Raw genomic sequence first — 24,873 nt, 5'->3', positions numbered from 1 at the left:
GCCCTACTCCTCCGGCTCCGTCGTGAACATCAGCGGGTAGCCCTTGGCCTTGCCGGCATCGGTTGCCCGCGCCGCCTTAGTCTCGGCGACATCCCTGGTGAAGACGGCGACAACGCAGACGCCGCGCCGGTGCGCGGTGATCATTATCCTATGCGCCTGGTCTTCGCTGAGCTTGAACTCGGCCTTCAGCACCGTCACGACAAACTCGCGCGGAGTGAAATCGTCATTGACCAGGATGACCTTGTAGAGCTTCGGCCGTTCGACCTTCGGCTTCGTGCTGGTACGGGGTTTTGTCGTGATTTCAGGCATTGGACCGGCAATTGCGTACGACAGCTTTGCGGTCATTTTGACATGGGCAAAAGCGGTCGTCCATTCAACCGCGCGCGATCGGCTTCCCGGCAGGCGCAGTTCAAAAGTCCGTGCCTATGTGGGAACTGCCGTCTGGCGTTCAACGGGGGGTGTGGGCCGGGACTGGCCCTACTGTCTGCACGCAACAAAAAAGACGACCGCTCCAGGCAAATCGCAACTGGAGCGGTCTTCTCATAGGGTAGAAAGATGTCGCTTGATCAGGCCTTCGGAGTTGCTTTGACCGCGTGCTTCTTGTGCTTCTTGACGGTCTTCTTGGCAGCGACCTTCTTCACGGCCTTGGCCGGCGCAGCGGTCGTCGTTGTCGTCGCAGCCGGGGTGGTGGTCGCGGCATTGGCGCTGCTGGCGCCGAGAACCGGCATCGAGACGGCCAGCGCGATGGCGAGACCGAGGGCGGAGAGGAGGGACTTTTTCATGGCTTCACTTCCTTTTTGTGCAGATCGGATTGTGTCACTGAACGGGATCGATCGGTGTCACTCCAAGCAGCTTCAAAGCATTCGCGAGCATCCGGATTCCCTGTGCCTGTTTCTTGTTGGCGCAGAACCGGCTTCCCTTTCTTTGAAGTGCTTTCGCAGCGGTGACCTGCGTTGCCGCGGCATGGGTTTCGAGGGCTTCGTCAAACTGGCGGTTCAGATCGATGCAACGCTCGCTGCGGGTGGTCGCCACCTTTGCATCGGCCGCCTTTGCATTGGCCACCTTCGCATCGGCCAGTTTTGCATCGGCATGTTCGACCGCGGCCGTGACGAGCGAAATGGAAAGCAACGCACCCATCAGACTGATCGAGAACCTTTGCATTGGTCTGTCCGTAATCCCGTAACGCGTGTCGCAGCCGATGACCTGACCGCCACGGCACCACTTATGCCTTTGATTTTTTTCGGCAGTTTTTCCGGATTGTAGAATTTTGTTTCTGGATTGTTTCTGGGCAGCCCGGATCGAGCCGCCGATCTTCACTGGCCAACTTATGGCCTGAATTCTATCGTCTGGCTGACGGCCGAAGCAGCGCTTGGGCGATCCACAAATGACAGGTTCCCGGTGAAATCCGACCCCCACATACTGATCGTCGACGACGACAAGGGCATTCGCGACCTGCTTCAGGAATTTTTTCAGAAGCGAGGGCTGCATACATCGATCGCCGCCGACGGCACCGAGATGGAGACCATCCTGCGCCGCGCCCAGGTCGACCTGATCGTCCTGGACGTCATGCTGCCCGGCAAGAGCGGGCTGGAGCTCTGCCGCGAGTTGCGCGCCAATTATTCGACGCCGATCATCATGCTGACCGCGGTTACCGAAACTACCGACCGCGTGGTTGGGCTGGAGATGGGCGCCGACGACTACGTGCCGAAACCCTTCGATCCGCGCGAGCTGCTCGCACGCATTCGTGCCGTCTTGAGACGCAATGGCGCCGCCGAACCGCGACGCGCCGCCTCGCGGCAGATCTACCATTTCGCCGGCTGGACGATGGACTGTTCGCGCCGCCGGCTGATGGCGCCCGGCGACGTCAGGATCGAGCTGACGATGGCCGAATTCAATCTCCTGCAGACCTTCGTCAAGAGCGCGCAGCGCGTACTGAGCCGCGAGCAGCTGATCGAGCTGTCCGGCGGCGACAGCGGCTACAGCTTCGACCGCAGCGTCGACATTCTGGTCAGCCGGCTGCGGCGCAAGATGGAGGACGACCCGAAAACGCCGAAGCTGATCCTGACCGTGCGCAGCGGCGGCTACCAGTTCCTGCCTGAGACGACCTCCGAATGAGACGCATCCTGCCGCAAACGCTGCCGGTCTGGGTGCTGCTCATCGTCATCGCCGGCCTGCTGATCAGCCAGATCGCGACCCTTTACATCGTTTCGCGCGACCGTGCCGCCGCCAATGACGTCGTCGATCTCTACCGGCTGAACGACCGCGCCTTCTCGCTGGTGCAGCTGATGCATGATGCTACGCCGGAACAGCGCAAGGCGACGGCCTCCGGCCTGTTCAACGCCACTTATGCGCTCACCGTCTCCGACACGCCCGCCGTTACTTCGTCGATAGCCGGCGACGACGAACTGGCCGAATTGGAAGACATATTGGTCGGTCGGCTATCGAAGTTCGGCATCACCGACGCGCGGGTCCGCCGCGACCCGGCAACGCACGAAGCCGACGCTCCCGGTGGGACGGTCGCCGGTCCCGATATCGGCCAGGTCGAGCGCGACCTGCTGGTGCTGGCGGCCGATTTCGCCCAGAGCGACAAGCTGACCGCTTCGCTTCGCTTTGCCGACGGCCAATGGCTGAACTTCACCGAGCCGAACACACCGGCCGGACCGATACTGAGCTTCGATAGCCTGCCGCTCTATGCCTTGATCGCCGGGCTGGTGGTGGCTTCCTCGATCTGGTCGCTGCGCCGGCTGACGGCGCCCTACCGGATGATGGAGACCGCGGTGAAGCGGATCGGCGAGGACCTGAAAAGCCCGCCGATCGCCGAGAGCGGCAGCCGCGAGGTGCGTACCGCGGCAAAGGCGGTCAATGCCATGCAGGCGAGGCTGCGCGCCTACGTCGAGGACCGCGAGCATCTTGCGGCCGCACTGGCGCACGACCTGCGCACGCCGCTGACCAGGATGCGGCTGCGCCTCGAACTGCTGAGGAATTCGTCCGTGCGCGCCGCACTGGCGCACGACCTCGCCGACATCGAAGGCATTGCCAGCTCGGTCATCGACTTCGCCACTTTCGAGGTGACCGAGGAGAAGAGCGAGAGGATCGATTTCTGGTCGCTGGTAGAATCGATCGCCGACGGCTTCGACGAGGTCTCCTTCGACAATGAGGACGCGCGCTCGCGCGGCCTGATCTGCGTCGCGCGGCCGGTCGCGCTACGGCGCTGTGTCACCAACCTCGTCCAGAACGCGGTGACCTATGGCAAGAGGGCGCATCTCAGCCTGCGTCAATCAGGCAAGACAATCACGCTGGCGATCCATGACGAGGGTCCGGGCATACCGCAAGCCGAGCTCGACGCCGTGTTCGGCTCGTTCGTGCGCCTGGAACAGTCGCGCAACCGTCAGACCGGCGGCCTCGGCCTCGGCTTGACCATCGCCCGCAACATCGCCCGTAGCGCCGGCGGCGAAGTCAGCCTGTCCAACCATCCCGATGGCGGCCTGATGACGGAGCTGCGCCTGCCGCTTGCGGTTTAGCTTGCGGTATCGGGCTAAGCCGGCGTTCCTTCGCGCCCCCTCTGTTCTGCTGGACACCTCCTCCACAGGTGGGAAGATTGGCCGTCGTCGCCGATTTCGCCAATTACAAACGTTGGAATGTGAGAGCCGTCCGCGAAACCGCCGATCTCCCCCAAGCAGGAGAGATGTCCGACAGAACAGAGGGGGGCGCGACAGAACTCGGCGTTTGGTCTTGGTTCTCTCCCCAAGGAGAAAAACTACCTTCTCAACACCGCGCTCAGCACATCCCTGACGCCGATGGCGCCGACAAAGCGCGACTGGTCGTCGAACAGCGCCACCGGTGCCGTCTGCGAGCGATGCATGGCCAGCATCACGGTCTTCAGCGAGGTGCCGGGATTGGCCCAGAACACCTGCGCCGTCTCCTCCGGCTGGGCTTCGACATCGGCGCAGGACACCCATACCGCGGGCTTGCCGTCGCGCTCGGCCGCCGCCACCAGCCCATGCTCGTCGATCTTGAAACGCGTCGTCCTGCGCCGGTCGAGCCACACCCAGCCGTTCTCGCCGTGTTCGAGGTCGCGGCGGTCGCGCATGACGTTCCACGCGGTCAGCACCGAGAGCGGGTTCACATTGGCGATGAAGTCGCGGACATAGTCGTTGGCGGGCCGCAGCACGATGTCTTCCGGCGCGCCGGTTTGCACGATGCGCCCGCCTTCCATGATGGTGATATGGGTGCCGATCTTCAGCGCCTCCTCGAGGTCGTGGCTGACGAAGATGATGGTCTTCTTCAGCTCGGCCTGGAGCTGCAGCAACTCGTCCTGCAGCTTGGTCCGGATCAGCGGATCGAGCGCCGAGAACGGCTCGTCCATGAGCAGGATCGGCGCCTCGGTGGCAAAGGCGCGCGCCAGGCCGACGCGCTGCTGCATGCCGCCGGAAAGCTCATGCGCATATTTCTTCGACCACTGGTCGAGATGAACCAGCTTCAGTTGCCTGTTCACCCGCTCCTTGCGCTCGGCTTCGGGTACGCCGGCGAGCTCGAGGCCAAGGCCGACATTCTCCTCCACCGTGCGCCACGGCAGCAGCCCGAACTGCTGGAACACCATCGCCACCTGCTTCTGCCGCAGCCGCCGAAGCGTCGCCTCGTCGCAGGTGACGACGTCGACCGTACCGTCGCCGTCCTTGACCAGCACCTGGCCGCGCGAGACGACGTTCAGCCGGTTGACGGCTCTGAGCAGCGTCGATTTGCCGGAGCCGGAAAGCCCCATCAGCACCGAGATCTCGCCCTCGTTCACGGTGAGGCTGGCGCCGGCGCAGCCCAGTACGTTGCCGGTCTGTTCGAGGATCTCGGCTCGGGTGGCACCACTGTCGATCAGCGCCAGCGAGCCTGCCTGGTCGGCGCCGAAGACGATGTCGACATTCCTGAAATCGACGGCGACGGTCATTTCTTGCCTCCCACGCCGATGCGCGTCATCCGGTCGAGCACGATGGCGAGCACGACGATCGCCAGCCCTGCCTCAAGCCCGAGGTCGATCCTGCGCGAACCGAGCGCCCGGTTGATTTCCGTACCGAGGCCGCCGGCGCCGATCAGGGCGGCGAACACCACCATCGACAGCGACAGCATGATCGACTGGGTCAGCCCAGCCATGATGGTCGGCAGCGCCGAAGGCAGCTCGACCTTCCACAGCAGCTGGCGCTTGGTGGCGCCGAACGCCTCGCCCGCCTCGACGATCGATTTCGGCACCGAGGTGACGCCGAGATGGGTGAGCCGAACCGAGGTCGGGATGACGAAGATGATGGTGACGATCAGGCCGGGCGCGTTGCCGAGGCCGAACAGGGTCAGCACCGGGATCAGGTAGACGAAGGTCGGCAATGTCTGCATCAGGTCGAGCACCGGCAGCATGACGCGATACACCTTCGGCTTGTGCGCGGCCCAGATGCCGAGCGGCACGCCGATGGCCATCGACACGGCGGCGGCGGCGACCACCAGCACCAGCGTCTCCACCGTCTGCTTCCACAGGTTCTGGTTGAGGATGAACAGCAATCCGATGAATACCGCCAAAGCCAGGCCTTTCGAGCGCTGCAGGAAATAGGCGAGCAGAGCGATCAGCGCGATCAGCAGAACCGGCGGCAGCAACAGCAGCCCGTCGACGATGCCGTCGAGCAGGAAGTTGAGGCTGTTGGAAAAAGCCCTGAAGATGGTGTCGAAATTGTCGGTGAGAAAGCCGAAAAACGCCTTCCCCCATGCCCCGATGGGAATCTTGTAACTGACCAGGAATTTGGAGATCGGATCCATCTAGCCCCTCTTCTACCGGCGCCGTCCTTCGCCGGACGGTCATCTTGTCACAGGATATGAAAAAGGGCAGCCATTTCTACCGTGGCTGCCCCTTGTCTCGTCATGCCAGATGGTCGGGTCAGCTTCCGAGCGCCGTTTTCACCGCAGCCGCCGCATCGCCGCCGTCGAAGGTGGTGACGCCGGCGATCCAGGGAGCGACCGCGTCCGGGTGCTTCTTCAGCCAGTCGGTCGCGACCGTATTGGCGTCGCCGCCCTTCAGGATCGCGTCCATCATCTCGCCTTCCATGTCCAGGTTGAACTTCAGATTGGCGATGAACTTGCCGGCGTTCGGACATTCGCTCATGTAGCCCTTGCGTACATTGGTATGCACGGTGGCAGCACCAAAGCCGCTATCTCCCATCCCCTCGAGATAGGTGATCTTCATGGCGCCCATCACCGGATGCGGCGTCCAGCCGAGGAAGGCGATCCATTCATTGTTCTTCATCGACTGGTCGGCCTGGGTGAGCATGCCGGCCTCGGAAGATTCGACCAGTTCGAAGCCTTCGAGATTGGTCTTCGGATCCTTGATCATGTCGAGGATGATGCGGTTGCCGTCATTGCCGGCCTCGATGCCGTAGATCTTGCCGTCGAACTTGTCCTTGAATTTGCCGAGATCGGTCAGCGTCTTGACACCGGCATCGGCGACATAGGTCGGAACGACGATGCCGTAGCCGGCACCGCTGAGATTTTCACTGACGGTCTCGACCGAGCCTTCGGCGGCATAGTCCTTGATGTCGTTGGTCATCGACGGCATCCAGTTTCCGAGGAACACGTCGAGATCTTTGTTCTTCAGGGACGCATAGGTCACCGGCACCGAAAGCTGGATCACCTGCGGCTCGTAGCCGAGCGCCGTGAGCAGCACCGAGGCGACGCCGGTGGTCGCCTGGATGTCGGTCCAGCCGACATCGGACAGACGCACCGTCTTGCAGCTTTCCGGATCGCCGGCGAAGGCCCCAGTCGTGGATAGAAAAGCCGCCAGGCCGAGGCCGGCGACGAATGAACTCATACGCGACATGAAAATTCTCCCATTTCAGTTCTCGGTGAAGCGAAGCGACGGTTTTATCTCCGCCTTTGTTCCGTCAGCCAAACATCATTCTGCTGCGGTTTCAAGCACTAAGGCAATCACGAACAACGGCGCAGGCTGGCCGATCAGCGACACGCCCGCCGCTTTCCGGATGGAAGTCGCCTTTTCCCGGTGGAATGTAGGCGCTCCCCCTCCCCGCTTTGTTGCAACTCGGCTTAAAAGGACGGCATGGCCAAGCTGTACTTCCATTATGCGACGATGAATGCCGGCAAGACGACGATGCTGTTGCAGGCCTCGTATAATTACCGCGAGCGCGGCATGACGACGATGCTGTTCATCGCCGGCCACTACCGCAAGGGCGATACCGGGCTGATCTCGTCGCGCATCGGCCTGGAGACGGAAGCCGAGATGTTCCGCGACGGCGACGATCTGTTTGCCCGGGTCGCCGAGCATCACGACCACGCCACGGTCCATTGCGTCTTCGTCGATGAGGCGCAGTTCCTCGAAGAGGAGCAGGTCTGGCAACTCGCCCGCATCGCCGACCGGCTGAACATCCCGGTCATGTGCTACGGCCTGCGCACCGATTTCCAAGGCAAGCTGTTTTCCGGATCGCGCACCCTGCTGGCAATCGCCGACGACCTGCGCGAGGTGCGCACCATCTGCCGTTGCGGCCGCAAGGCGACGATGGTGGTGCGCCTCGGCGCCGACGGCAAGGTGGCGAAACAGGGCGAACAGGTGGCGATCGGCAAGGATGTCTATGTCTCGCTCTGCCGCCGCCATTGGGAAGAAGAAATGGGCCGCGCCGTGCCCGACGATTTCATCGGCTTCACCAAAACCTGACCAGCGCTATTGCTTTCATCCGACCTCCCGGCCGACATTCGTTCACCAATCGCGCCATCGTGCGGCGCTTGTTTAAGGCCTGCTTGCTATTTCAGAACCTCTCAGCCAGAGCCGTCGGGGAGTTCCCATGCTTCGAGCCATTTCGTCTGCCGCTGCTTTCCTCATCGCCGGCGCTCTTGCCGCGCATGCCGACGGCGATGCCGCTCTCGGCAAGAAAGTCTTCAACAGATGCATGGCCTGTCATGAGGCCACGAGCGACCACGACAAGGTCGGCCCGCATCTGCTGGGTGTCGTCGGCCGCACCGCCGGCACCGCGGACAGTTATCTCAGCCGCTACTCGCAGGGGATGAAGGACGCCGGCGCCGCCGGCCTGGTCTGGGACGAAGCAAACCTCGCCGAATACCTGCGGGCGCCGCGGCAGAAGGTCCCCGGCAACAAAATGGCCTTCTCCGGCCTGACCAGCGACGACGACATCGCCAATGTCATCGCCTACCTCAAGGCCGATCCCAAGCCCTGAGCGTCGCTCCCGACCTAAAGTCCAGCCGCGGTTGAAGCGGTGTCTGACCGGACGGCAGTTACACCGTAATCATTGCCTGACTATCCTGCGGTCGGCCTCCTGAAATTCTTTTGTTTTCCTGTAATCCCATGTCTTCCGTCTTTCATTCGCCAAACCCGGCACATATATTCGCGGCGGTTTGCGAAACGAAACCGATGCCGAAGCGGGAGGCCCCAATGGCGACATTGCAGAATTTCGATGCCGAGATTGCCAAGACCAAGCAGGTCGTAGAGGACATGCGCACCAAGATCGAGCAGTCCGGTACTGTGCTCGACACGCTCGCCACCGCCGACAAGAAGATCGGCGACGCCAATTTCGACATCGAGAATGCCCGCATTGAGGATGTGCTGAAGCAGCAGAAGGTGATGGAAGGCAATATCGCCGACCTGATTATCGGCCTCGAGGACGCCACCAACGTCTTCGGCGCCGAATTCGAGAGCATGAAGAACTACACCGGCTGGGAAAATTTCGTCGGTGTCTTCTCCAGCCAGCGCAAGCAGCGCCTGCGCACCGACCGCGTCCGCAACATGTCGCTGGCCGGCAATCTGCAGGAGCTGCTGGCGAAATCCGACACCATCGTCGGCATCCTCAAGGCTCAGAAGCAGGTTCTCGACACGCGCTACAAGACCTCCGAGGCCAGCCTGTCGCAGGTGATCGAGCGCCGCAAGACCACCATGTCCAATCTCGAGACCGTGCAGAAGCGCATCGAGGAGCTCAACCCGATGCTGCTCGACATCGAGAACAAGATCGCCGCCTCGACCAGCCAGAAGGTGCGCACGCAACTGGAAGGCGAACGCTCGAAACTGGCCACGGAATACAACGAGAAGCAGGCCAAGGAGCAGGAATTGCTGGCCGAAAGCCAGACGCTGGAGCGCTACACCTCGATGTTCCAGACCTTCGTCGATTCGCTCAACAACCAGATCGCGGCGCAATCGACGCTGATCAACAAGCTGACCATCGATACCGAGCAGCGCATCGTTCTGTACAAGGCGCTGGAAGATTCGCTGAAGACCGCCGCCCAACAGGATGTCGCCCACAAGATCAACACGCTGGGCAGCCAGGTCGACAACACCGCCGAAGAGACCATGGCCGGCATTGGTGCCGCCTCGCAAAAGCACATCGGCGATCTGCTTGAAATGCACGAGAAGAACATGGTCGCCACCGCCGACATCCAGCGCCGCAAGAAGCTCGCCGACGATGCCTTCGCCCGCCGCTTCGACGATGTGATGAAGAAGCACAATTCGGCAAATTACGTGCAATCGTAATTGCTGCACGTGCACTGCTCCCAAGGGCTGGCAGCATGACCCCCGAAAACGAAGCTGCGGCGCGCTATTTCTCGGCGATCACGGCGGCACTTGGCGGCCTCGAAGTGTTCATGCGCGACGATCGCTCGCCGCTCTATCGGCACGGCATCGTCGCCAAGGTCGTCGCCGAATATATTGCGCGGCTCGACAAGTCGTTCTCGTGCTGGCGCAACCGGCTGGGCTTCACCGAGACGTTCCGCATCTCGCGCGCCGAAAGCGGTTTTCCGGTCTTCCAGAACCTGCTCGAGTTGGAGAACGACCGGCTCCAGGCCGATGCGCGCCTCGCCAACCTTCCGCTGGCCGATGAGCTGCGCGAGGAAATGGCGGACTTCATCCTGCGCCACAAGGAATTTCCCGAAGCGCTGCAGAAGTCGATGGCCGAGCGGCTTTTCCTCGAGGACGTCAAGAGCGAGACCACCTTCGGCCCGTTCACGCTGGCCCAGACGGTCAAGGTGTCGGTCAATCCGAAGACGTTGCGCCCCTATTATCTGGTCCACTGGGCCTGCTTCGACGGCAGCGCCAACCTGCCGCTTGTGTATATGGTGACGGTCGAGGATTCCTCGGACGACATGATCCGGCAGCTTGTCGACTCCAGTGGCAAACTTAATGAGAGGGTCGACATTCCGCTGCCGGTCGACGGCTTGCTCAATCCCGAGCTTGCCCACCGTTTCGACGATTTCACCGAGAAGAATTCCGCCTACGCGCTGTCGCCGGCGACCATCGCGGTCAACCTCGACAAGGATTTCGAGCCGCTGCATCCCAAGCAACTGCGTCGCGTCGTGCTCGGCCCGTTCTATTCTGCAGGGATTACCGACAACAATTCGACGGTGAGCGAAGTGCTGGCCAAGGTGCGCAAGCCGGAAAACGCCTGGCTGCTGACCTGGACCATCCAGGAGGTCTTTTCCAAGGCCGAAAAGCCAGGCCGCAAGGGGCTGTTTTCGAGCGAAAAGACGACGCAGGAATTCTTCATCAATACCGACGATCTCGAGGCCGCGCGGCAAGGCGTGTCGAGCTATGAGAACCATGCGTTGATTCCGCACGAGGCCTATCAGGCGCTCTATGCCGCCGGCGAGGCGCAGAAGATCTTTTCGGGCTACAAGGTCCACATCCTGTCCAAAGGGCAGGTCATCAGCGACGTCTGACCATCAAATCGCGGAGCATCCTCCATGGACACCGGCCTGACCACCATCCCGGAAGCGGCAATTGAAAAGCACCGTGCCACTGCGCAAAGTTTCATCACTCGCATCGTCGTGCTGGAGGACCCATCGCGCGAGTCCGGCACCGCGCTTGCCGGCACCAACCGCCGCTTCGTCTCTACCGTCTCGGTCGGCTCGGTGCGCCGCACGCGCGAGGTCGAGCTCTCCAAAACCGTCGCCGCCGTCCATTCCGACGACCAGTTGCTGACTATCCCGCAGCACACGCTGTTGTTTCGCGCCCGGCGCGGCACAGCGATAGCGCTGGCCATATCGGATGTCTTCGCCGAGGGCTCGGACCTCGAAAGTCTGCAGGCGAAAAACGCCCGCGCGCCGCTCGAAGGCGATGAAGCTGCCACCTTCAAGAAGCTGCTGTCGGCCTCTGCCTACATCTCCGCCTTCAGCCTTGCCTCCTATTTGTTCCAGCTGATCGACAGCGACGGCGAGGCGCCGAACGACACGCCCGAGCCGGACTTTCTGTTCGACACGCCACAGGATGCGGTGAAGTCGATCGTGGCCGGGCTCGACAGGGCGATAGCGGGTTCGAAGGACGATGCCGACCTGATGACCCGCGCCCGCGCCTTTGCCCGCGTCGCCATCGACGGGCTGTTGGCGCGAAAGGGCCGCTTCGACGGCATCGGTCCGTTCGAGAACGCGCATATCCGCATCGACGTCGACGATTTTACCCTTGACGGCTTCGACGTCGCGCCGGGTAAGCGGGCAAAGCCGCTGGTGATGACCTTCAAAAAACCGGAAGAGGTCGTCGGCAACCACATCGCCAAATACCAGTCGGTCAAGCTTGCCAAGATGCTGATGGCCTATGACTTCGAGCGCGAGCTGAACCCGTTCGTCGAGCTCGGCGGCTTCCTGTTCACTTTTATCGGCGATGGCGCGCCCGGCACCGGCAAGACAACCTTGATCCAGATGATCGCCGGTCTTCTCAATGGTTATTGCCAGGTCGCCGGTTATCCCTTCGCCTACGAGAATTTCGGCGTCGACCAGATCTCCTCCTACCAGGGCAAGTCCGGCCAGAACTGCCGCCAGTTCATCAACAATGTGCTGAACCCGCGCGTCATCGGCTTCGGCACCATCGACGATATCGACCAGGTGGCGGCACGCCGGTCCGACGACCGCGCCTCGGCCGGCCAGCAGGAAATCACCGGCGTCCTGATGGACGCCTTTGGAGGTGCGGCGACCGTGGTGCGCGGCAACTGCTCGTTCGGCATGTTCTCCAACTATCCCGAAAACGTCGACGACGCGCTACGCCAGCGCGCCGGCGCGCGCTGGCTGGTCGACGGCCCGCAGAGCCGCGACGACTACATCGACATCTTCGTTCTGCTCGCCGGCAAGAACCACAAGATCCCGCTCGGCGACCACAAGCTCTATGTGGCGCAAGAGATCCAGCGCGCGGTGATGGAAGCTTACGAGGAGCATGAGAAGCCACAGGAAGACGGGTTGATGAAGGTCTATGAGCGCTACATGAAGGAGAATGGCGCGCCAAAGACGATGGCCGACATCGGCACTTATCTGCATATGATCAAGGATGCCGAGCCGCGCTTTACCGGTCGCGCCATCAAGAACGTCACCGATGCCATCAAGATGCGCGCCATGGACATCGAATTGCCGGACGAGTGGTTCGAAAAGCCGGAAGCCTTCATGCACAAGGGTTACGACGACAAGAAAGCCATGATCGAGGAGCTGCGCGGGCCATTCTCGATGGACATGGTCATGCAGGAGATCAACCGCTACGCGGATTCCGAGTTCCGCTATTCCGACAAGTCCGATGATGCGGCGGTGACCAAGATGATCCGCGACACCCGTCTGCGGGAGCGTGCCGTCCGCGAGATCGAGGATATGAAGAAAAAGGGGCTGTGGAATGCGTGAGATGCGCCGACGCCCCCTTCTCCCCTTGTGGGAGAAGGGGTCGCCGAAGGCGACGGATGAGGGGTATTCGTCAAGCTGGAACACCCCTCATCCGACCGAGCTTCGCTCGGCCACCTTCTCCCACAAGGGGAGAAGGAGCGTTCGCGCCCCTCATCCGCCCTTCGGGCACCTTCTCCCCGTGAACGGGGAGAAGGAATAATGGCTAAGAAACCCGATCTGTTGCGCGACAACGAGCTGATCTACGGCCGGCTGCTGACGATCGACGAGCCGCACCTGATCCAGCGCTACAACAAGGCGATGGTCGCGTTCGGCTTGAAGCCGACCAAGTTGAAAAGCTTCGAGATCGATCGCACTGGCTTCTCGCCGCAGGTCGCCGAGGAATGCGGCGACTACAGCTACCTCGATCCGAACGAGGTCAACCGTCGCTTCATCATCCTGACGCCGTCGCAGATCGACCTGCCGGTGGTGCACACGGCGTTCTCCAACACTTCGCTGCTGATGTACGAGTTCATGTCCAAGAACCAGCGCGCCATCGATGCGCTGACGATCAAGGACGTCATCTACGGCGAGATCGAGGATTCGGTCCCCAAGGTCGACGACATCGAGGACCTGCTGTCGATCAATCAGGTCGAATTCAAGGTGCTGTCGGCCGAGGATGTGCTCGGCAAGGCCGCTGAACTCGGCAAGCTGGTCGACCGGCTGAAGCAGGAACCGGATGCCTGGCGCGACAACGCCATGCTTGCCCACATGGTCGAGCTGGCGAAGATCTGCGGCGACATCCGCGAGAATGCGCTGGTGCCGGACCAGGTGATCTTCCGCCACAATGCCTATTGGACCAGCCATTTCGGCGGACTTTATGTGTTCGTCGATCCCGACGTGACGACGGTGATCAGCGACCCGGCAGCGCCGGGCTTCCGCCGCTCGCGGCCATGGCAGGTGAGCTACCTTTCGATCCACGACGCCGACAAGGTATTCAAGTTCCTCGCCTCGACCGGCCGCCTCGAGTTGCCGCGCGCCTCATGGATCGAAACCTCCGGTTATCTCGAGCATCGCGCCGAAATGGTGGTGCGCGCGCTGATCCGCGACGCCGATCCCGACCGCAATCTGACCGACGTCGACAAGGTCTGGCTGCAGACCTGGATCCACGGCCATACCGATCTGATCACCAGGGACGGCAATTTTCCCTTCCTCAACGCCGCCAAGCGCGAGATCGCCCAGCTCGGCCATCTCAAGATCGAGGACGTGTTCCCGCAGCAGCGCTTCCTGGTCATCCGCGCCAAGCCGGACCATCCCGACGCCTGGCTGACCAACCAGCTGATCTCGGACTTCGTGCCGCAGGACTTCGTTTCGCGTTACGTCTTCAACAAGCCGGGCTTCTACAGGGACTATGAAGGCTTCAGCGACGCCTGGCGATCGCATGTTGTGGACGTTCTGAAAACCACATATCTGAAGGACAAGGTGGCGTTTCGCACACGCCTCTACGGCTTGACTGACTGAGGGGGTGACATCGCCATGCTTGATCCGATCGTGAATTTCTTCACCCGGATTTTCCAGTGGATTGGCCGCGGCATCGGCCTGCTCATCGGCGCGATCCTGTGGCCGTTCCTGTGGGCGGGGCGCTGGTACACGCAACGCGGCTGGATCCTGAAGGCGGTGCTCGGCCTGGCTGTGCTCGTGCTGATCGGTCTCTATGTCAACTTCTTCTACGCCACCCAGTGGTGGAACAATTTCGACCCGAATTACGTCGACAAATACACGTTCGAAAAACGCAACAGCTCCGCCGGTGAACAGGTTTCCGCCGGCGCCGGCACCGACACGGCCAAGACCTGCGGAAATTCAGCCATTGCCCAGGTCGCTGCCGACCTGACCGACTTCAACGTCAACCAGAATGCCTGGGTGTCGTCGATGATCCTCTACAAGCTCGGCCTGTTCGGCATCGACTGGGACCACACGCCGTTCATGGACAACAAGGCGTCGTTCCAGCGCGGCATCAACCAGGCGGTGCGGCGCACGGCGACCGAGCTTGCCGACAATCTCGGCCGCGTCCGCACCACCTCGCAGATCGACGCCGACCTGCAGGACGCCCGCGGCAATCTGCAGTTCGATGAGGAAACCTGGTATTTCGGCTTGAACCCGTTCGGGCCCAAGACGCCGACGCCGAGCTACTATCGCGACGCGGTGCGCAAGCTGCGTTCCTTCAACGCCCGCCTCGCAGCCTGCCAGGCGACATTCGATGCCCGCGCCGACAATCTCAAGCAGTATATCGACCGCATTTCGTCCGATATCGGTTCCACCTCGGCGATCCTCAAGGAGCGTGCCGAAAACCACAATAATGGCTGGTTCGACACACGCGCCGACGACCGCTTCTGGTTCGCCTATGGCCAGCTCTATGCCTATTACGGGCTGATGAAGGGCGCACAGGCCGACTTCGAGGACGTCATCAAGGAAAAGCACCTGCAGAACCTGTGGGATACGATGGACGCGCAATTCGTCTCGGCGCTGCGCATCCAGCCCTTCATCATCGCCAATGGCCGCGAGGACGGCTGGCTGTTGCCGACACATCTGACGACGATGGGGTTTTACATACTCAGGGTGCGCTCGAACATGGTCGAGATCAGCAACGTGCTGACGCAGTAGCGGATCGTCCCGCACAGCCGGCGCTGGTGAATTTGCGCCGTTGCTTCTGTCGCTTTTCGCGTATTACGCGGCTGTTTTGAGACGGCGGAACCGCGCCTGCTCTGGCTTCTATACGGCGCGGCAACCGGCGCGAAAAGAACCTGTAGCAGGGCAGCCGGCCGCAGAGGCATTTTCTTCGTAGGAAACATAGTTGCATGAAAGTTGACGCCGCGGCAGCGACAGGGGTAGAACATGCCCGCGCCTGCAATGCCGGGCTATTCTTGCGACCACACTAGTCAAATCCGTCCAATTCAGAGGGAAGTCGTCCATGGCCGAAGTGAAGTCCGACATCGAGATCGCGCGCGGCGCCAGGAAGAAGCAGATCCAGGAGATCGGCCAGAAGATCGGCATTCCGAGCGAACATCTTCTGCCCTACGGCCACGACAAGGCGAAGATCTCGGCCGAGTTCATCAAGTCGGTGAAGGGCAACAAGGATGGCAAGCTGATCCTCGTCACCGCCATCAACCCGACACCGGCCGGCGAAGGCAAGACGACGACGACGGTGGGCTTGGGCGATGGCCTCAACCGCCTCGGCAAGAAGGCCATCGTCTGCATCCGTGAGGCTTCGCTCGGACCGAATTTCGGCGTCAAGGGCGGTGCCGCCGGCGGTGGCTACGCGCAGGTCGTGCCGATGGAGGACATGAACCTCCACTTCACCGGCGATTTCCACGCCATCACCACCGCGCATAATCTGCTGTCGGCGCTGATCGACAACCACATCTATTGGGGCAACGAGCTCGGCATCGACACCCGCCGTGTCGTCTGGCGCCGCGTTATGGACATGAACGACCGGTCGCTGCGCGAGATCATCTGTTCGCTCGGCGGCGTCGCCAACGGTTTCCCGCGCGAGGCCGGTTTCGACATCACAGTCGCCTCGGAAGTCATGGCCATCCTGTGCCTGTCGACCGACCTGAAGGACCTGGAAAAGCGCCTCGGCGACATCATCGTCGCCTATCGTCGCGACAAGTCGGCCGTCTATGCGCGCGACCTCAAGGCCGACGGCGCCATGGCCGTACTCTTGAAGGATGCCATGCAGCCCAATCTCGTGCAGACGCTGGAGAACAACCCGGCGTTCGTGCATGGCGGCCCCTTCGCCAACATCGCGCATGGCTGCAACTCCGTCGTTGCCACGACGACGGCGCTGAAGCTTGCCGACTACGTCGTCACCGAAGCCGGTTTCGGCGCCGATCTCGGTGCCGAAAAGTTCTTCGACATCAAATGCCGCAAGGCCGGCCTGAGGCCCGCCGCGGCGGTCATCGTCGCCACGGTTCGCGCCATGAAGATGAATGGCGGCGTCAAGAAGGAGGACCTCGGCAAGGAGAACGTCGAGGCGGTCAAGAAGGGCTGCGCCAATCTCGGCCGCCACATCGAGAACATCCGTCAGTTCGGTGTGCCGGCTGTGGTCGCCATCAACCATTTCTACTCCGACACAGAGGCCGAGATCCAGGCGATGAAGGACTACGTTGCCTCGATGGGCGAAGAGGCGATCCTGTGCAAGCACTGGGCTCAGGGATCGGCCGGCATCGAGGAACTGGCCAAAAGAGTCGTGGCGTTGGCCGAATCCGGCGCGTCGCAATTCGCCCCGCTCTATCCCGACGCCATGCCGCTGTTCGAGAAGATCAACACCATCGTCCAGCGCATCTATCGCGGTTCCGAAGCGATCGCCGACAAATCGGTGCGCGACCAACTCCACGCCTGGGAGCACGCCGGCTACGGTCATTTGCCGGTCTGCATGGCCAAGACGCAATATTCCTTCTCCACCGATCCGAATCTGCGCGGCGCGCCGACCGGCCACACCGTACCGGTGCGCGAGGTCAGGCTGTCTGCCGGCGCCGGCTTCGTCGTCATCATCTGCGGCGAGGTGATGACCATGCCCGGCCTGCCCAAAGCGCCATCCTCGGAAAAGATTTTCCTGAACGAAATGGGCCAGATCGAAGGCCTGTTTTAGGGATAATCAACGCTTGAACGGCAAAGGGCGCCGCAACGCTGCGGCGCCCTTTTGGCGACTTCGCGACGAGCTCGTCCCTAAGCCGCGCTTCGCGCCAGCGCGCGCTGGTTGGAGGCATAGGGTGTGTCGTGCTGGGGTACCACGCCGGTCTTCAGACAATCGATCCACTCGGCGGTCTTGAGAACGGCCGCGAAGCGCGACTGCAGGACGATCGTCACCACGCGATGGATTTCCTCCCCCGAAGCGTAGCCGGCGCTGTTGGCGTACGGCAATGACCCCGTTGCGTCCGACAGGAACTCGACCTCAAAACCCATATGCACGGCGTGGATGACCGTCGACAGGTCGCAATTATGCGTCATGTAGCCGATGACCGTGATCGTATCGATAGAGTTGGCGCGCAGCCACTCCTCGAGGTCCGTGCCGGTGAAGGCGCTGGGCAAGTTCTTTTCGATGTAGTGGTCACGGTTTCGCCTGGCGATTTCCGGGTGCAACTCGGCGCCATGGCTGCCCTTGGCGAAGACCGGTGAGGTTTCCGGCGCCAACTGTTTGATGACCACCACCTTGACGCCTGCCTCGGTGGCCGCATCCATCGCTCGCGCCACATTGACGACGCTGTCGCGGAAGGGCGGATGCTGGATGGCGAGGTTGCCGCCGTCATAGTCGTTTTGAACATCGATGACGATGAGGGCGCGGCGTGGAGCTTTGCCTTTGGCTGGTTGCGACATGGGGTTTTCCTTTCCCGTTGGACATTGATGGGTGGACGATAAGCTCGGCACCGGATTGCAAAAAGTGTCCCGATTGACATTATTCGAAAGAATTGGGACAATCGGCCTCACCCGTTGCTGGAGCTCCCATGACCGATCCTGCCGTTGCCGCCATCGCCTTCGATGGCATCAGCCCGTTTCATCTCTCCGTGCCGTGTCTCGTGTTCGGCGCGGATCGCACGGAGCTCGGCCTGCCGCGCTTCGACTTCCGGGTCTGCGCGATTGAGGACGGGCCGATCCGCACCGATGCCGGGCTGACCATCAGCGTCCCGCACGGGCTTTCCACGCTCGATGACGCCGACATCGTCATCGTGCCAAGCTGGAAGGATCTCGGGAGCTCGCCTCCAGCCGCATTGATCGACGCGTTGCTTGGCGCGCACGAGCGCGGCGCGCTGATCGTCGGACTGTGCTTGGGAACGTTCGCTGTTGCGGCGACCGGACTGCTTTCGGGGCGGCGAGCGGCGACGCACTGGGCCTACGCGGATCAGCTGCAGGAACTCTATCCCGACATTCTCGTCGAACCGGAAGTGCTCTACATCGACAATGGCGATGTCGTGACATCCGCCGGTGTCGCCGCCGGGCTCGACTGCTGCCTGCACGTCGTACGGGCTCGTTACGGCGCGGAGGCGGCACTTCGCCTTGCCCGGCAGATCGTGCTTTCTCCGCACAGGCAGGGCGGGCAGGCGCAATTCATCGAACGTCCCATCGCCAGGACCGGCAATGCGGACCGCTTCACCCAGGCTCTCGAAGCGGTGCGCAAAACCCTGGGTGAGCCGCACAGTCTGGACAGCGTTGCCGGTCACGCCGGCCTCACCCGCCGGACGTTCACGCGCCGTTTCCAGAAAACGATCGGCACCAGTTTCGGCGACTGGCTGACCGACCAGCGCGTCCAGCTGGCGCAACGGTTGCTGGAAGCAACGGAAAAATCGATGGACACGGTTGCCTTCGAGGCCGGCTTCGGCAGCGCTACCTCGCTGCGCCAGCATTTCGCAGCGCGCCTCAGAACCTCGCCGGCGCAGTACCGGCGCGAATTCTCGAAGAGTGCTCAGGAGGAGCGCGTGGCGCACATGCCGAGGTGAAATTCGGCTCGCGCTCGATTCCAGGGCAATCGCTTCAGTGCCGACGTTGGACTGCCATCTGGCCCGAGTAGGCTATCTTTTCTCTCGAAGCGATTGCCCTGCTCTCGATCCTGTCGTGCTTGAAAGGCTCTGCGTCATCTGTCATATATTAAAGCGACAGATGACGCGAAGAGGGCTCGCCGTGGCGATGGCATTGGAAAAGGCTGCGCCAGCAGCAAAAAACAATGAACTTCAGAAGGTGGCGAAATTGCTAGGCGGCAGCCGCATTCTGGCAAGGCGCCTCAGCAGCGCATTGGATGCCCACGAGTTGCTTCTGCACGGCCTGCCGGCTTCAGCGCTGGACCATCTTATCGGGCAACTCGTCTTCATCCAGAAGACCGATTCGCTGGGAAAGGCCGTCGGCATGAGCCTGCGCACCTACCAGCGCCGCAAGGATGCTCCGTCCAAGCCTCTCAGTCAGGACCAGAGCGGACGCACCTGGAAGTTCGCGGAGATCCTGTCGAAAGCTACCGACGTGTTCGGTTCGCAGGCGGAGGCAGAGCAATGGCTGGAGCGCCCGGCGATTGGGCTCGACCAGCGTCGTCCAATCGACCTTCTGGCGACGCCGGCGGGGATCGAGCTTGTAGAAGACTATCTGGAACGGCTTGAATATGGCGTTTATGCATGACGCCGCTGCCGGCGGCGCTTGGTGGCTCCGACCTCATCGGATGGCGCCTCGATCAAGCCCCGTTTGCGCCTACATGGGATAGTGGCGAGGGCGCATACAGGGTGGGCGGACGCTGGAACAGCAAGGGCGTGCGCGCCGTCTACTGCTCGATCGATCCGTCGACTGCGATCCTCGAGGTTGCGGTCCATAAGGGCTTCAGGGCGCTCGACACGATTGCGCATGTCATGACGGCAGCAATCGTCAGCGATGTCGCGGATGTGCATATCGTCGACCCCGCCGCCGTGCCCAATCCCAACTGGTTGCGCCCGGGCATTCCGAGCTCCGGGCAACAGGCGTTTGGCGACGATCTTCTGCAACGGCACCGGTTCGTGGTAATTCCGAGCGCGGTATCGCAGCATAGCTGGAACCTGATCTTCGACGCGAGCCTCGCCAGAGGGGCATACGCCATGAAGACCCAGGAGGCGTTTGCGCTCGACACACGGTTGCATCCACCTGCGGCCAAGTGACATAGCCGCCCCCATGTCCATCAGAACGAGGACGTGACCGGCAACAGAAGCACGGTGCTCAGTTGTTGCTGATTACCCGTGCCGGATTGCCGACCACCGTGGTGTTCGCCGCCACGTCGCGCGTCACCACAGCACCGGCGCCGACGATGGCGCCATCGCCGATCCTGACTCCGCCGAGGATGACGGCACTGCCGCCGATCCAGGCATTGTCGCCGATCTCGACCGGCCTGGCGATCTCCAGCCCTGCCTGCCGCCCCGCAGCCTCCTTGTGGTGCTCGGCGCAATAGATCTGCACATTCGGGCCGAGCAGCGTTCCCTTGCCGATGCGCACTGGCGCCGTATCGAGAATGATGCAGCCGGCATTGAGAAAAACGCGGTCGCCGAGAAAGATGTTGAAGCCATAAGCGCAGTGGAACTGCGCCTCGATCCGGGCGCCCTCGCCCGCAGCGCCGAGCAGCGTCCGCAATCCAGGCCCGATGTCGCGACGCTGCCGGGGCGGCAGGCTGTTGTGCTCGAACACCGCGTCTCGCGCCGTGATGCGCAACGCCTCCAGTTCCGGATCGAGGCAGCAATACCACTCGCCCGCCGCCATTTTCATGCGTTCGCTTCCGGCCATGGCTGCAACTCCAGTTTCAATTTTGCCAAAGCACAAGTGGTGAAAATACGGAAGCGCCGGCGGCGACACCACCTCTGGTCAAATACCGGACCTATGGTAGCCTGCCCTCTCGGATACGTCCCAAGCCGCCATCGAGGGATCAATCATGCTGTACATTCTTGCACTCCTGATTGGCATCGTTGCCGGGCTTCGCGCCATGACCGCGCCCGCCGCGGTTGCCTGGGGCTCCTGGCTTGGCTGGTTGCCGGTCGCCGGCACCTGGGCGAGCTTCATGGGCCACTGGATCGCCGTCGGCATCTTCACCATCCTGGCCATCGCCGAACTGGTCACCGACCAGCTGCCCTCGGCGCCGAGCCGCAAGGTGCCGCAGCAATTCGGCACGCGTATCGTCTTGGGCGCTTTCACCGGCGCGGTGATCGGAGCGACCGGCGGCGCCACCATCAGCGGCCTGATCGCCGGCGCCGTTGGCGCGGTGATCGGCACGCTGGGCGGCGCCGAGGCGCGTAAACGCCTGGCCGCCGCCTTCGGCAAGGACCCGCCGGCCGCCTTCATCGAGGACGCTGTGGCGATCGTCGGCGGGCTTCTGATCGTGGCGGCGGTGGCATGACGGCAAAGACATTCGACGCCATTATCGTCGGTGCCGGGCAGGCCGGCCCACCGCTCGCCGGCAGGCTGAATGCGGCCGGCATGAGCGTGGCGCTGATCGAGCGAAAGCTGGTCGGCGGCACTTGCGTCAACACCGGCTGCACGCCGACCAAAACGATGGTGGCAAGCGCCTATGCCGCGCATCTCGCCCGCTCCGCCGCGGATTACGGGGTGGTGACGCTATCCGGTCCCGTCGGCGTAAACTACAAGGCGATCAAGGCGCGCAAGGACAAGGTCTCCAACGACGCCCGCGGCAATCTCGAAGACTGGATTGCCGGCATGGACAAATGCACGCTCTATCGCGGCCATGCGCGCTTCGTAAGCGCCAACACGGTGCGCGTCGGCGACGATCTGCTGAGCGCCGAAAAGATATTCCTCAACACCGGCGGGCGCGCCTCGGTGCCCGGCCTGCCCGGCATCGACGGCATTTCTTACCTGACCAATTCCTCGATGATGGATCTCGACGTGCTGCCGCGCCATCTCATCGTTGTCGGCGGCAGCTATGTCTCGCTCGAATTCGCGCAGATGTTCCGCCGCTTCGGTTCCGAAGTCACGGTCATCGAAAAAAGCCCGCGTCTGATCGGTCGCGAGGACGAGGATGTCTCGGACGCCATTTTGTCGATCCTCGAAAACGAAGCCATTGCCGTCCATCTCGGCGCCGACGACATCCGCTTCGCCAGGCGAGGCAACGAAATCGCCGTGACCTTCTCGCCAGGCAAGGCGGCTGCGGTCGGCTCGCATGTGCTGCTGGCGCTCGGCCGCACGCCAAACACCGACGATCTCGGCCTCGACAAAGCCGGCGTCGAGGTCGACAAACGCGGCTTCATCGTCGTCGACGACCAGTTGCGCACCAGCGTGCCCGGCATCTGGGCGATGGGCGACTGCAACGGCAAGGGCGCCTTCACCCACACCTCGTACAACGATTACGAGATCGTCGCCGCCAACCTGCTCGACAACGATCCGCGCAAGGTCAGCGACCGCATCGAGGCCTATGCGCTCTATATCGACCCACCACTCGGCCGCTGCGGCATGACCGAAGCCGCGGTAAGGAAATCCGGCCGCCGCGCCCTGGTTGGCCAGCGGCCAATGACCCGCGTCAGCCGTGCAGTCGAAAAAGGTGAGACGCAAGGCTTCATGAAGATCCTGGTCGATGCCGACACCAAGGAGATCCTCGGCTGTTCGGTGCTCGGCCCGGGCGGCGACGAGGCGGTGCACTGCGTGCTCGACCTGATGTATGCCAAAGCGCCGGTCAGCACGCTGGCGCGCGCCGTGCACATCCACCCGAACGTCTCGGAGCTTCTGCCGACCATCGCCCAGGAATTGAAGCCGCTGGTGTGACGGCCGGGTAGAATCGTGCGCCGATGGCGGCGCCGGCTGGACCAATCGACAGCCCAGCGGCAAAAGGGCATGTGTTCCGCCTCTTCTCCCGGAGGCATCCCATGCAGAAGTCCATCGAACGCGTCGCCGGCGACAGCGAAGGCGTTTCCTACGAATTCCCCGTCTTCCGCTTCGCCGGAACGGACAAGACGGCGCCTTCCGTCTATCTGCAGGCGGCACTTCATGCCGGCGAATTGCCGGGCGTCGTCGCCATCGACACGCTGATGCCGATGCTCAGCAAGGCGGAAGCCGAAGGCCGCATCACCGGCAATATGACCATCGTGCCCTGGGCTAATCCGATCGGCCGCGCGCAATATCTTTACGGCGACCATCAGGGCCGCTTTCATCTGGGCACGCGCACCAATTTCAATCGCGGCTTTCCGCGGCTCGCCGCGCCCGACCTCACGCTGCTGCCGGCGCACGGCACGGTCGACCAGCGGCTGAAAACGCGGCTGCTGCAGCTCTCCATCGGCCACGACATCGTGCTCGACCTGCATTGCGACGATGAGGGCCTCGCCTATCTTTACGTCCACACCAGCCTGTGGCCGGCCATGGCGGATTGTGCAGCGGCCATGGGCGTCGATGCGGTGATGCTGTGGCACGAAGACCCCGACGGCACCTTCGAAGGCGCCTCGATCATGCCGTATCAGAACGTTCCCGCCGACGTCGCGTGCCTCGACCGGCGCGTCGCCACCACCGTCGAATATCGCGGCATACTCGATGTCGACGGCGCCCTCGCCGGCGCTGATGCCGAAGGGCTCTACCGGCTGCTGGTGGCGCGCGACGTAATCCAGGATCAGGCGCTGCCCGCGCCTGGCAGCTTCGTTGGGCTCGTCGCGCCGCTCGAAAACATCGAGATGATGCCGGCGCCCCGCTCGGGCGCGATCCTTTACGACGTGAAACCGGGCGACCGCGTCACCAAGGGTGCGCGCCTTGCCACCATCGTCCACGCGCCCGGCGAGCCCGACGGCCGCACGGAAGTGTTGGCGCCGCAGGCGGGCCTCATCCTGACGCGGCGTTCCCGCCGCATCATCCGCGCCGGCGAAGACCTCTTGAAGCTGGTCGGCGACGGGACGAGCGTCGATGCAAGGTCGGGAACGCTGGAGGACTGACGCACCCCGCCAGGCTACCCCGAAATCGCCTGTCGCGCCTTGGCCTCCAGCCATTCGGCCATCTGCCGGTACGGCACCGGACCATGGCTCACGCGGGCGACGCCGAGTTCGGCAAGCCTCTGGCGCGGCGGCACATGCGCCAGGGCAATGATGTTGACCGGCAATGCCGTTGCCTCGCAGAGCGCCTCGATCAGGCCTTCATCGGCAAGCCCCGGCGCAAAGAAGCCATGCGCTCCGGCCCTTTCGTAGGCGTGCGCCCGCTCGATCGCCTGATCGAGAAGAGCCTTGTCGTGCGCATTCGGTTTAGTCTTCAGGAAAATGTCGGTTCGGGTGTTAATGAAGGCCGGAATACCCGACGTCTTCACCGCCGCTGCAGCCGCTTCGATCCGCCTCACCTGTATGGCGATGTCGTGCAGCCCACTGCCGCCGACGATCTGATCCTCGAAATTAAAGCCGACGGCTCCAGCCTGCACGGCGAGCGTCACGCTGCGGGCGACAACCTCCGGAGCGACCCCGTAACCCCCCTCAAGGTCCATGGTTACCGGCACATCCACCGCCGCAACGATGCGTTTGATGTTTTCGAGCGCCAGTTCAAACGGGATTTTCTCGCCATCGGCGAATCCGAAAGCGGCCGCGACCGGCCAGCTTCCGGTGGCGATGGCCTTGGCCCCTGCTTTCTCGATGATCTTGGCGGAGCCTGGGTCCCAGGCATTGTAGAGGACAATCGGGTTTCCCTTGACATGGAGGGAATGGAACGTCCGTGCGCGGTCGAACTGCTGGGTCATTTGATGTTTTCCCGTCTTCCTGCTGTTTGATGCAGAGTCTAGGCAGGACTGCCGGTCTTGGCCATGTG

Annotated in this window: 25 protein-coding genes; 16 read left to right on the top strand and 9 right to left on the bottom strand. The window is 62.5% G+C overall.

From position 1 onward, the window contains the following. Positions 1–3: 3 nt before the first annotated feature. From clpS to NKI47_RS00810, 3 genes are all read right to left on the bottom strand, one after another. On the bottom strand, positions 4–309 hold the full coding sequence (gene clpS, locus NKI47_RS00820) for an ATP-dependent Clp protease adapter ClpS (protein WP_023679498.1): 306 nt from the start codon (positions 307–309) through the stop codon (positions 4–6). Positions 310–566: 257 nt separating this feature from the next. After that, the gene (locus tag NKI47_RS00815) at positions 567–782 is read right to left on the bottom strand and encodes a hypothetical protein (protein ID WP_352456451.1); all 216 of its coding nucleotides are present in this window, start codon (positions 780–782) and stop codon (positions 567–569) included. A gap of 34 nt (positions 783–816) precedes the next feature. Beyond that, the gene (locus NKI47_RS00810; RefSeq protein ID WP_352586936.1) at positions 817–1,161 is read right to left on the bottom strand and encodes a hypothetical protein; all 345 of its coding nucleotides are present in this window, start codon (positions 1,159–1,161) and stop codon (positions 817–819) included. 237 nt (positions 1,162–1,398) lie between these two features. Between NKI47_RS00810 and NKI47_RS00805 the strand changes: the two genes are divergently transcribed. After that, positions 1,399–2,115, top strand: a complete 717-nt coding sequence (locus NKI47_RS00805; RefSeq protein WP_352568020.1) for a response regulator — start codon at positions 1,399–1,401, stop codon at positions 2,113–2,115. Continuing rightward, a complete protein-coding gene (locus NKI47_RS00800; protein ID WP_023679502.1) occupies positions 2,112–3,521 on the top strand; it encodes an ATP-binding protein in 1,410 nt (469 codons plus the stop codon). Before NKI47_RS00805 ends, NKI47_RS00800 begins: the two co-directional genes overlap by 4 nt. 236 nt (positions 3,522–3,757) lie before the next feature. On the opposite strand, the gene choV is transcribed toward NKI47_RS00800, so the two are convergent. The 3 genes from choV to NKI47_RS00785 all read right to left on the bottom strand — a co-directional run bounded on the left by choV (position 3,758) and on the right by NKI47_RS00785 (position 6,844). After that, a complete protein-coding gene (choV, locus tag NKI47_RS00795) occupies positions 3,758–4,939 on the bottom strand; it encodes a choline ABC transporter ATP-binding protein (RefSeq protein ID WP_023679503.1) in 1,182 nt (393 codons plus the stop codon). Next, positions 4,936–5,790, bottom strand: coding sequence for a choline ABC transporter permease subunit (gene choW / locus NKI47_RS00790; protein ID WP_254819158.1), 855 nt, complete (start codon positions 5,788–5,790; stop codon positions 4,936–4,938). The genes choV and choW overlap by 4 nt, the downstream gene beginning before the upstream one ends. Before the next feature lie 118 nt (positions 5,791–5,908). After that, positions 5,909–6,844: a choline ABC transporter substrate-binding protein gene (locus NKI47_RS00785; RefSeq protein ID WP_023679505.1), complete on the bottom strand. Its 936-nt coding sequence runs from the start codon at positions 6,842–6,844 to the stop codon at positions 5,909–5,911. A 237-nt stretch (positions 6,845–7,081) separates the two neighbouring features. On the opposite strand from NKI47_RS00785, the gene NKI47_RS00780 reads away from it, so the two are divergent. From NKI47_RS00780 to NKI47_RS00745, 8 genes are all read left to right on the top strand, one after another. Continuing rightward, the gene (locus tag NKI47_RS00780) at positions 7,082–7,693 is read left to right on the top strand and encodes a thymidine kinase (protein ID WP_023679506.1); all 612 of its coding nucleotides are present in this window, start codon (positions 7,082–7,084) and stop codon (positions 7,691–7,693) included. Positions 7,694–7,820: 127 nt separating this feature from the next. After that, a complete protein-coding gene (locus tag NKI47_RS00775; protein ID WP_023679507.1) occupies positions 7,821–8,210 on the top strand; it encodes a c-type cytochrome in 390 nt (129 codons plus the stop codon). A 215-nt stretch (positions 8,211–8,425) separates the two neighbouring features. Beyond that, positions 8,426–9,514 (top strand): hypothetical protein, encoded by a 1,089-nt coding sequence (locus NKI47_RS00770; protein ID WP_023679508.1) that lies wholly within the window; start codon positions 8,426–8,428, stop codon positions 9,512–9,514. A 35-nt stretch (positions 9,515–9,549) separates the two neighbouring features. Further along, positions 9,550–10,695 carry a hypothetical protein gene (locus tag NKI47_RS00765; RefSeq protein ID WP_352586748.1) on the top strand — a complete coding sequence of 382 codons (1,146 nt, stop codon included), beginning with the start codon at positions 9,550–9,552 and terminating at the stop codon, positions 10,693–10,695. Positions 10,696–10,719: 24 nt separating this feature from the next. Then, on the top strand, positions 10,720–12,630 hold the full coding sequence (locus tag NKI47_RS00760) for an AAA family ATPase (protein WP_023679510.1): 1,911 nt from the start codon (positions 10,720–10,722) through the stop codon (positions 12,628–12,630). Positions 12,631–12,828: 198 nt separating this feature from the next. Then, positions 12,829–14,127, top strand: coding sequence for a DUF6638 family protein (locus NKI47_RS00755; RefSeq protein ID WP_031212593.1), 1,299 nt, complete (start codon positions 12,829–12,831; stop codon positions 14,125–14,127). 15 nt (positions 14,128–14,142) lie between these two features. Continuing rightward, complete coding sequence (locus tag NKI47_RS00750; protein ID WP_023679513.1) at positions 14,143–15,267, top strand: DUF2333 family protein; 1,125 nt, start codon at positions 14,143–14,145, stop codon at positions 15,265–15,267. A gap of 307 nt (positions 15,268–15,574) precedes the next feature. After that, positions 15,575–17,254, top strand: coding sequence for a formate--tetrahydrofolate ligase (locus NKI47_RS00745; protein ID WP_023679514.1), 1,680 nt, complete (start codon positions 15,575–15,577; stop codon positions 17,252–17,254). Between the two features lie 77 nt (positions 17,255–17,331). Here NKI47_RS00745 and NKI47_RS00740 read toward each other — a convergent pair whose 3' ends face one another. Further along, entirely contained in the window at positions 17,332–17,979 is a 648-nt protein-coding gene (locus NKI47_RS00740; RefSeq protein ID WP_023679515.1) for a cysteine hydrolase family protein, read from the bottom strand. A gap of 128 nt (positions 17,980–18,107) precedes the next feature. Here NKI47_RS00740 and NKI47_RS00735 point away from each other — a divergent pair, with 128 nt between their 5' ends. The 3 genes from NKI47_RS00735 to NKI47_RS00725 all read left to right on the top strand — a co-directional run bounded on the left by NKI47_RS00735 (position 18,108) and on the right by NKI47_RS00725 (position 20,270). Then, positions 18,108–19,097: a helix-turn-helix domain-containing protein gene (locus NKI47_RS00735; RefSeq protein WP_352568026.1), complete on the top strand. Its 990-nt coding sequence runs from the start codon at positions 18,108–18,110 to the stop codon at positions 19,095–19,097. Positions 19,098–19,284: 187 nt separating this feature from the next. Further along, positions 19,285–19,764, top strand: coding sequence for a type II RES/Xre toxin-antitoxin system antitoxin (gene parS, locus NKI47_RS00730; RefSeq protein ID WP_502898015.1), 480 nt, complete (start codon positions 19,285–19,287; stop codon positions 19,762–19,764). Then, the gene (locus NKI47_RS00725; protein ID WP_352586746.1) at positions 19,761–20,270 is read left to right on the top strand and encodes an RES family NAD+ phosphorylase; all 510 of its coding nucleotides are present in this window, start codon (positions 19,761–19,763) and stop codon (positions 20,268–20,270) included. Before parS ends, NKI47_RS00725 begins: the two co-directional genes overlap by 4 nt. 58 nt (positions 20,271–20,328) lie before the next feature. Here the strand turns inward: NKI47_RS00725 and NKI47_RS00720 are convergent, their stop codons facing one another. After that, positions 20,329–20,886, bottom strand: a complete 558-nt coding sequence (locus NKI47_RS00720) for a sugar O-acetyltransferase (protein WP_352586744.1) — start codon at positions 20,884–20,886, stop codon at positions 20,329–20,331. Positions 20,887–21,031: 145 nt separating this feature from the next. Here NKI47_RS00720 and NKI47_RS00715 point away from each other — a divergent pair, with 145 nt between their 5' ends. From NKI47_RS00715 to NKI47_RS00705, 3 genes are all read left to right on the top strand, one after another. Continuing rightward, positions 21,032–21,493, top strand: coding sequence for a DUF4126 domain-containing protein (locus NKI47_RS00715; RefSeq protein WP_352586742.1), 462 nt, complete (start codon positions 21,032–21,034; stop codon positions 21,491–21,493). After that, positions 21,490–22,869 (top strand): FAD-containing oxidoreductase, encoded by a 1,380-nt coding sequence (locus NKI47_RS00710; protein WP_352586741.1) that lies wholly within the window; start codon positions 21,490–21,492, stop codon positions 22,867–22,869. The genes NKI47_RS00715 and NKI47_RS00710 overlap by 4 nt, the downstream gene beginning before the upstream one ends. A 101-nt stretch (positions 22,870–22,970) precedes the next feature. Continuing rightward, positions 22,971–24,020, top strand: a complete 1,050-nt coding sequence (locus tag NKI47_RS00705) for a M14 family metallopeptidase (RefSeq protein WP_352586739.1) — start codon at positions 22,971–22,973, stop codon at positions 24,018–24,020. Positions 24,021–24,034: 14 nt separating this feature from the next. On the opposite strand, the gene NKI47_RS00700 is transcribed toward NKI47_RS00705, so the two are convergent. Then, positions 24,035–24,805 carry an isocitrate lyase/PEP mutase family protein gene (locus tag NKI47_RS00700; protein ID WP_352586737.1) on the bottom strand — a complete coding sequence of 257 codons (771 nt, stop codon included), beginning with the start codon at positions 24,803–24,805 and terminating at the stop codon, positions 24,035–24,037. Positions 24,806–24,873 lie beyond the last annotated feature (68 nt).

This window comes from Mesorhizobium sp. M0633 (genome assembly GCF_040320645.1).
Classification (GTDB): domain Bacteria; phylum Pseudomonadota; class Alphaproteobacteria; order Rhizobiales; family Rhizobiaceae; genus Mesorhizobium.
Note: the sequence above shows the minus strand (reverse complement) of the source record. Positions and strands in the feature narration are given on the sequence as shown.

What these genes read in the sequence shown, in the direction of transcription:
- clpS (WP_023679498.1), bottom strand. Translation starts at nt 309, where the DNA reads ATGCCTGAAATCACGACAAAACCCCGTACCAGCACGAAGCCGAAGGTC.
- NKI47_RS00815 (WP_352456451.1), bottom strand. Translation starts at nt 782, where the DNA reads ATGAAAAAGTCCCTCCTCTCCGCCCTCGGTCTCGCCATCGCGCTGGCC.
- NKI47_RS00810 (WP_352586936.1), bottom strand. Translation starts at nt 1,161, where the DNA reads ATGCAAAGGTTCTCGATCAGTCTGATGGGTGCGTTGCTTTCCATTTCG.
- NKI47_RS00800 (WP_023679502.1), top strand. Translation starts at nt 2,112, where the DNA reads ATGAGACGCATCCTGCCGCAAACGCTGCCGGTCTGGGTGCTGCTCATC.
- choV (WP_023679503.1), bottom strand. Translation starts at nt 4,939, where the DNA reads ATGACCGTCGCCGTCGATTTCAGGAATGTCGACATCGTCTTCGGCGCC.
- choW (WP_254819158.1), bottom strand. Translation starts at nt 5,790, where the DNA reads ATGGATCCGATCTCCAAATTCCTGGTCAGTTACAAGATTCCCATCGGG.
- NKI47_RS00785 (WP_023679505.1), bottom strand. Translation starts at nt 6,844, where the DNA reads ATGTCGCGTATGAGTTCATTCGTCGCCGGCCTCGGCCTGGCGGCTTTT.
- NKI47_RS00780 (WP_023679506.1), top strand. Translation starts at nt 7,082, where the DNA reads ATGGCCAAGCTGTACTTCCATTATGCGACGATGAATGCCGGCAAGACG.
- NKI47_RS00775 (WP_023679507.1), top strand. Translation starts at nt 7,821, where the DNA reads ATGCTTCGAGCCATTTCGTCTGCCGCTGCTTTCCTCATCGCCGGCGCT.
- NKI47_RS00770 (WP_023679508.1), top strand. Translation starts at nt 8,426, where the DNA reads ATGGCGACATTGCAGAATTTCGATGCCGAGATTGCCAAGACCAAGCAG.
- NKI47_RS00765 (WP_352586748.1), top strand. Translation starts at nt 9,550, where the DNA reads ATGACCCCCGAAAACGAAGCTGCGGCGCGCTATTTCTCGGCGATCACG.
- NKI47_RS00760 (WP_023679510.1), top strand. Translation starts at nt 10,720, where the DNA reads ATGGACACCGGCCTGACCACCATCCCGGAAGCGGCAATTGAAAAGCAC.
- NKI47_RS00755 (WP_031212593.1), top strand. Translation starts at nt 12,829, where the DNA reads ATGGCTAAGAAACCCGATCTGTTGCGCGACAACGAGCTGATCTACGGC.
- NKI47_RS00750 (WP_023679513.1), top strand. Translation starts at nt 14,143, where the DNA reads ATGCTTGATCCGATCGTGAATTTCTTCACCCGGATTTTCCAGTGGATT.
- NKI47_RS00745 (WP_023679514.1), top strand. Translation starts at nt 15,575, where the DNA reads ATGGCCGAAGTGAAGTCCGACATCGAGATCGCGCGCGGCGCCAGGAAG.
- NKI47_RS00740 (WP_023679515.1), bottom strand. Translation starts at nt 17,979, where the DNA reads ATGTCGCAACCAGCCAAAGGCAAAGCTCCACGCCGCGCCCTCATCGTC.
- NKI47_RS00735 (WP_352568026.1), top strand. Translation starts at nt 18,108, where the DNA reads ATGACCGATCCTGCCGTTGCCGCCATCGCCTTCGATGGCATCAGCCCG.
- parS (WP_502898015.1), top strand. Translation starts at nt 19,285, where the DNA reads ATGGCATTGGAAAAGGCTGCGCCAGCAGCAAAAAACAATGAACTTCAG.
- NKI47_RS00725 (WP_352586746.1), top strand. Translation starts at nt 19,761, where the DNA reads ATGACGCCGCTGCCGGCGGCGCTTGGTGGCTCCGACCTCATCGGATGG.
- NKI47_RS00720 (WP_352586744.1), bottom strand. Translation starts at nt 20,886, where the DNA reads ATGGCCGGAAGCGAACGCATGAAAATGGCGGCGGGCGAGTGGTATTGC.
- NKI47_RS00715 (WP_352586742.1), top strand. Translation starts at nt 21,032, where the DNA reads ATGCTGTACATTCTTGCACTCCTGATTGGCATCGTTGCCGGGCTTCGC.
- NKI47_RS00710 (WP_352586741.1), top strand. Translation starts at nt 21,490, where the DNA reads ATGACGGCAAAGACATTCGACGCCATTATCGTCGGTGCCGGGCAGGCC.
- NKI47_RS00705 (WP_352586739.1), top strand. Translation starts at nt 22,971, where the DNA reads ATGCAGAAGTCCATCGAACGCGTCGCCGGCGACAGCGAAGGCGTTTCC.
- NKI47_RS00700 (WP_352586737.1), bottom strand. Translation starts at nt 24,805, where the DNA reads ATGACCCAGCAGTTCGACCGCGCACGGACGTTCCATTCCCTCCATGTC.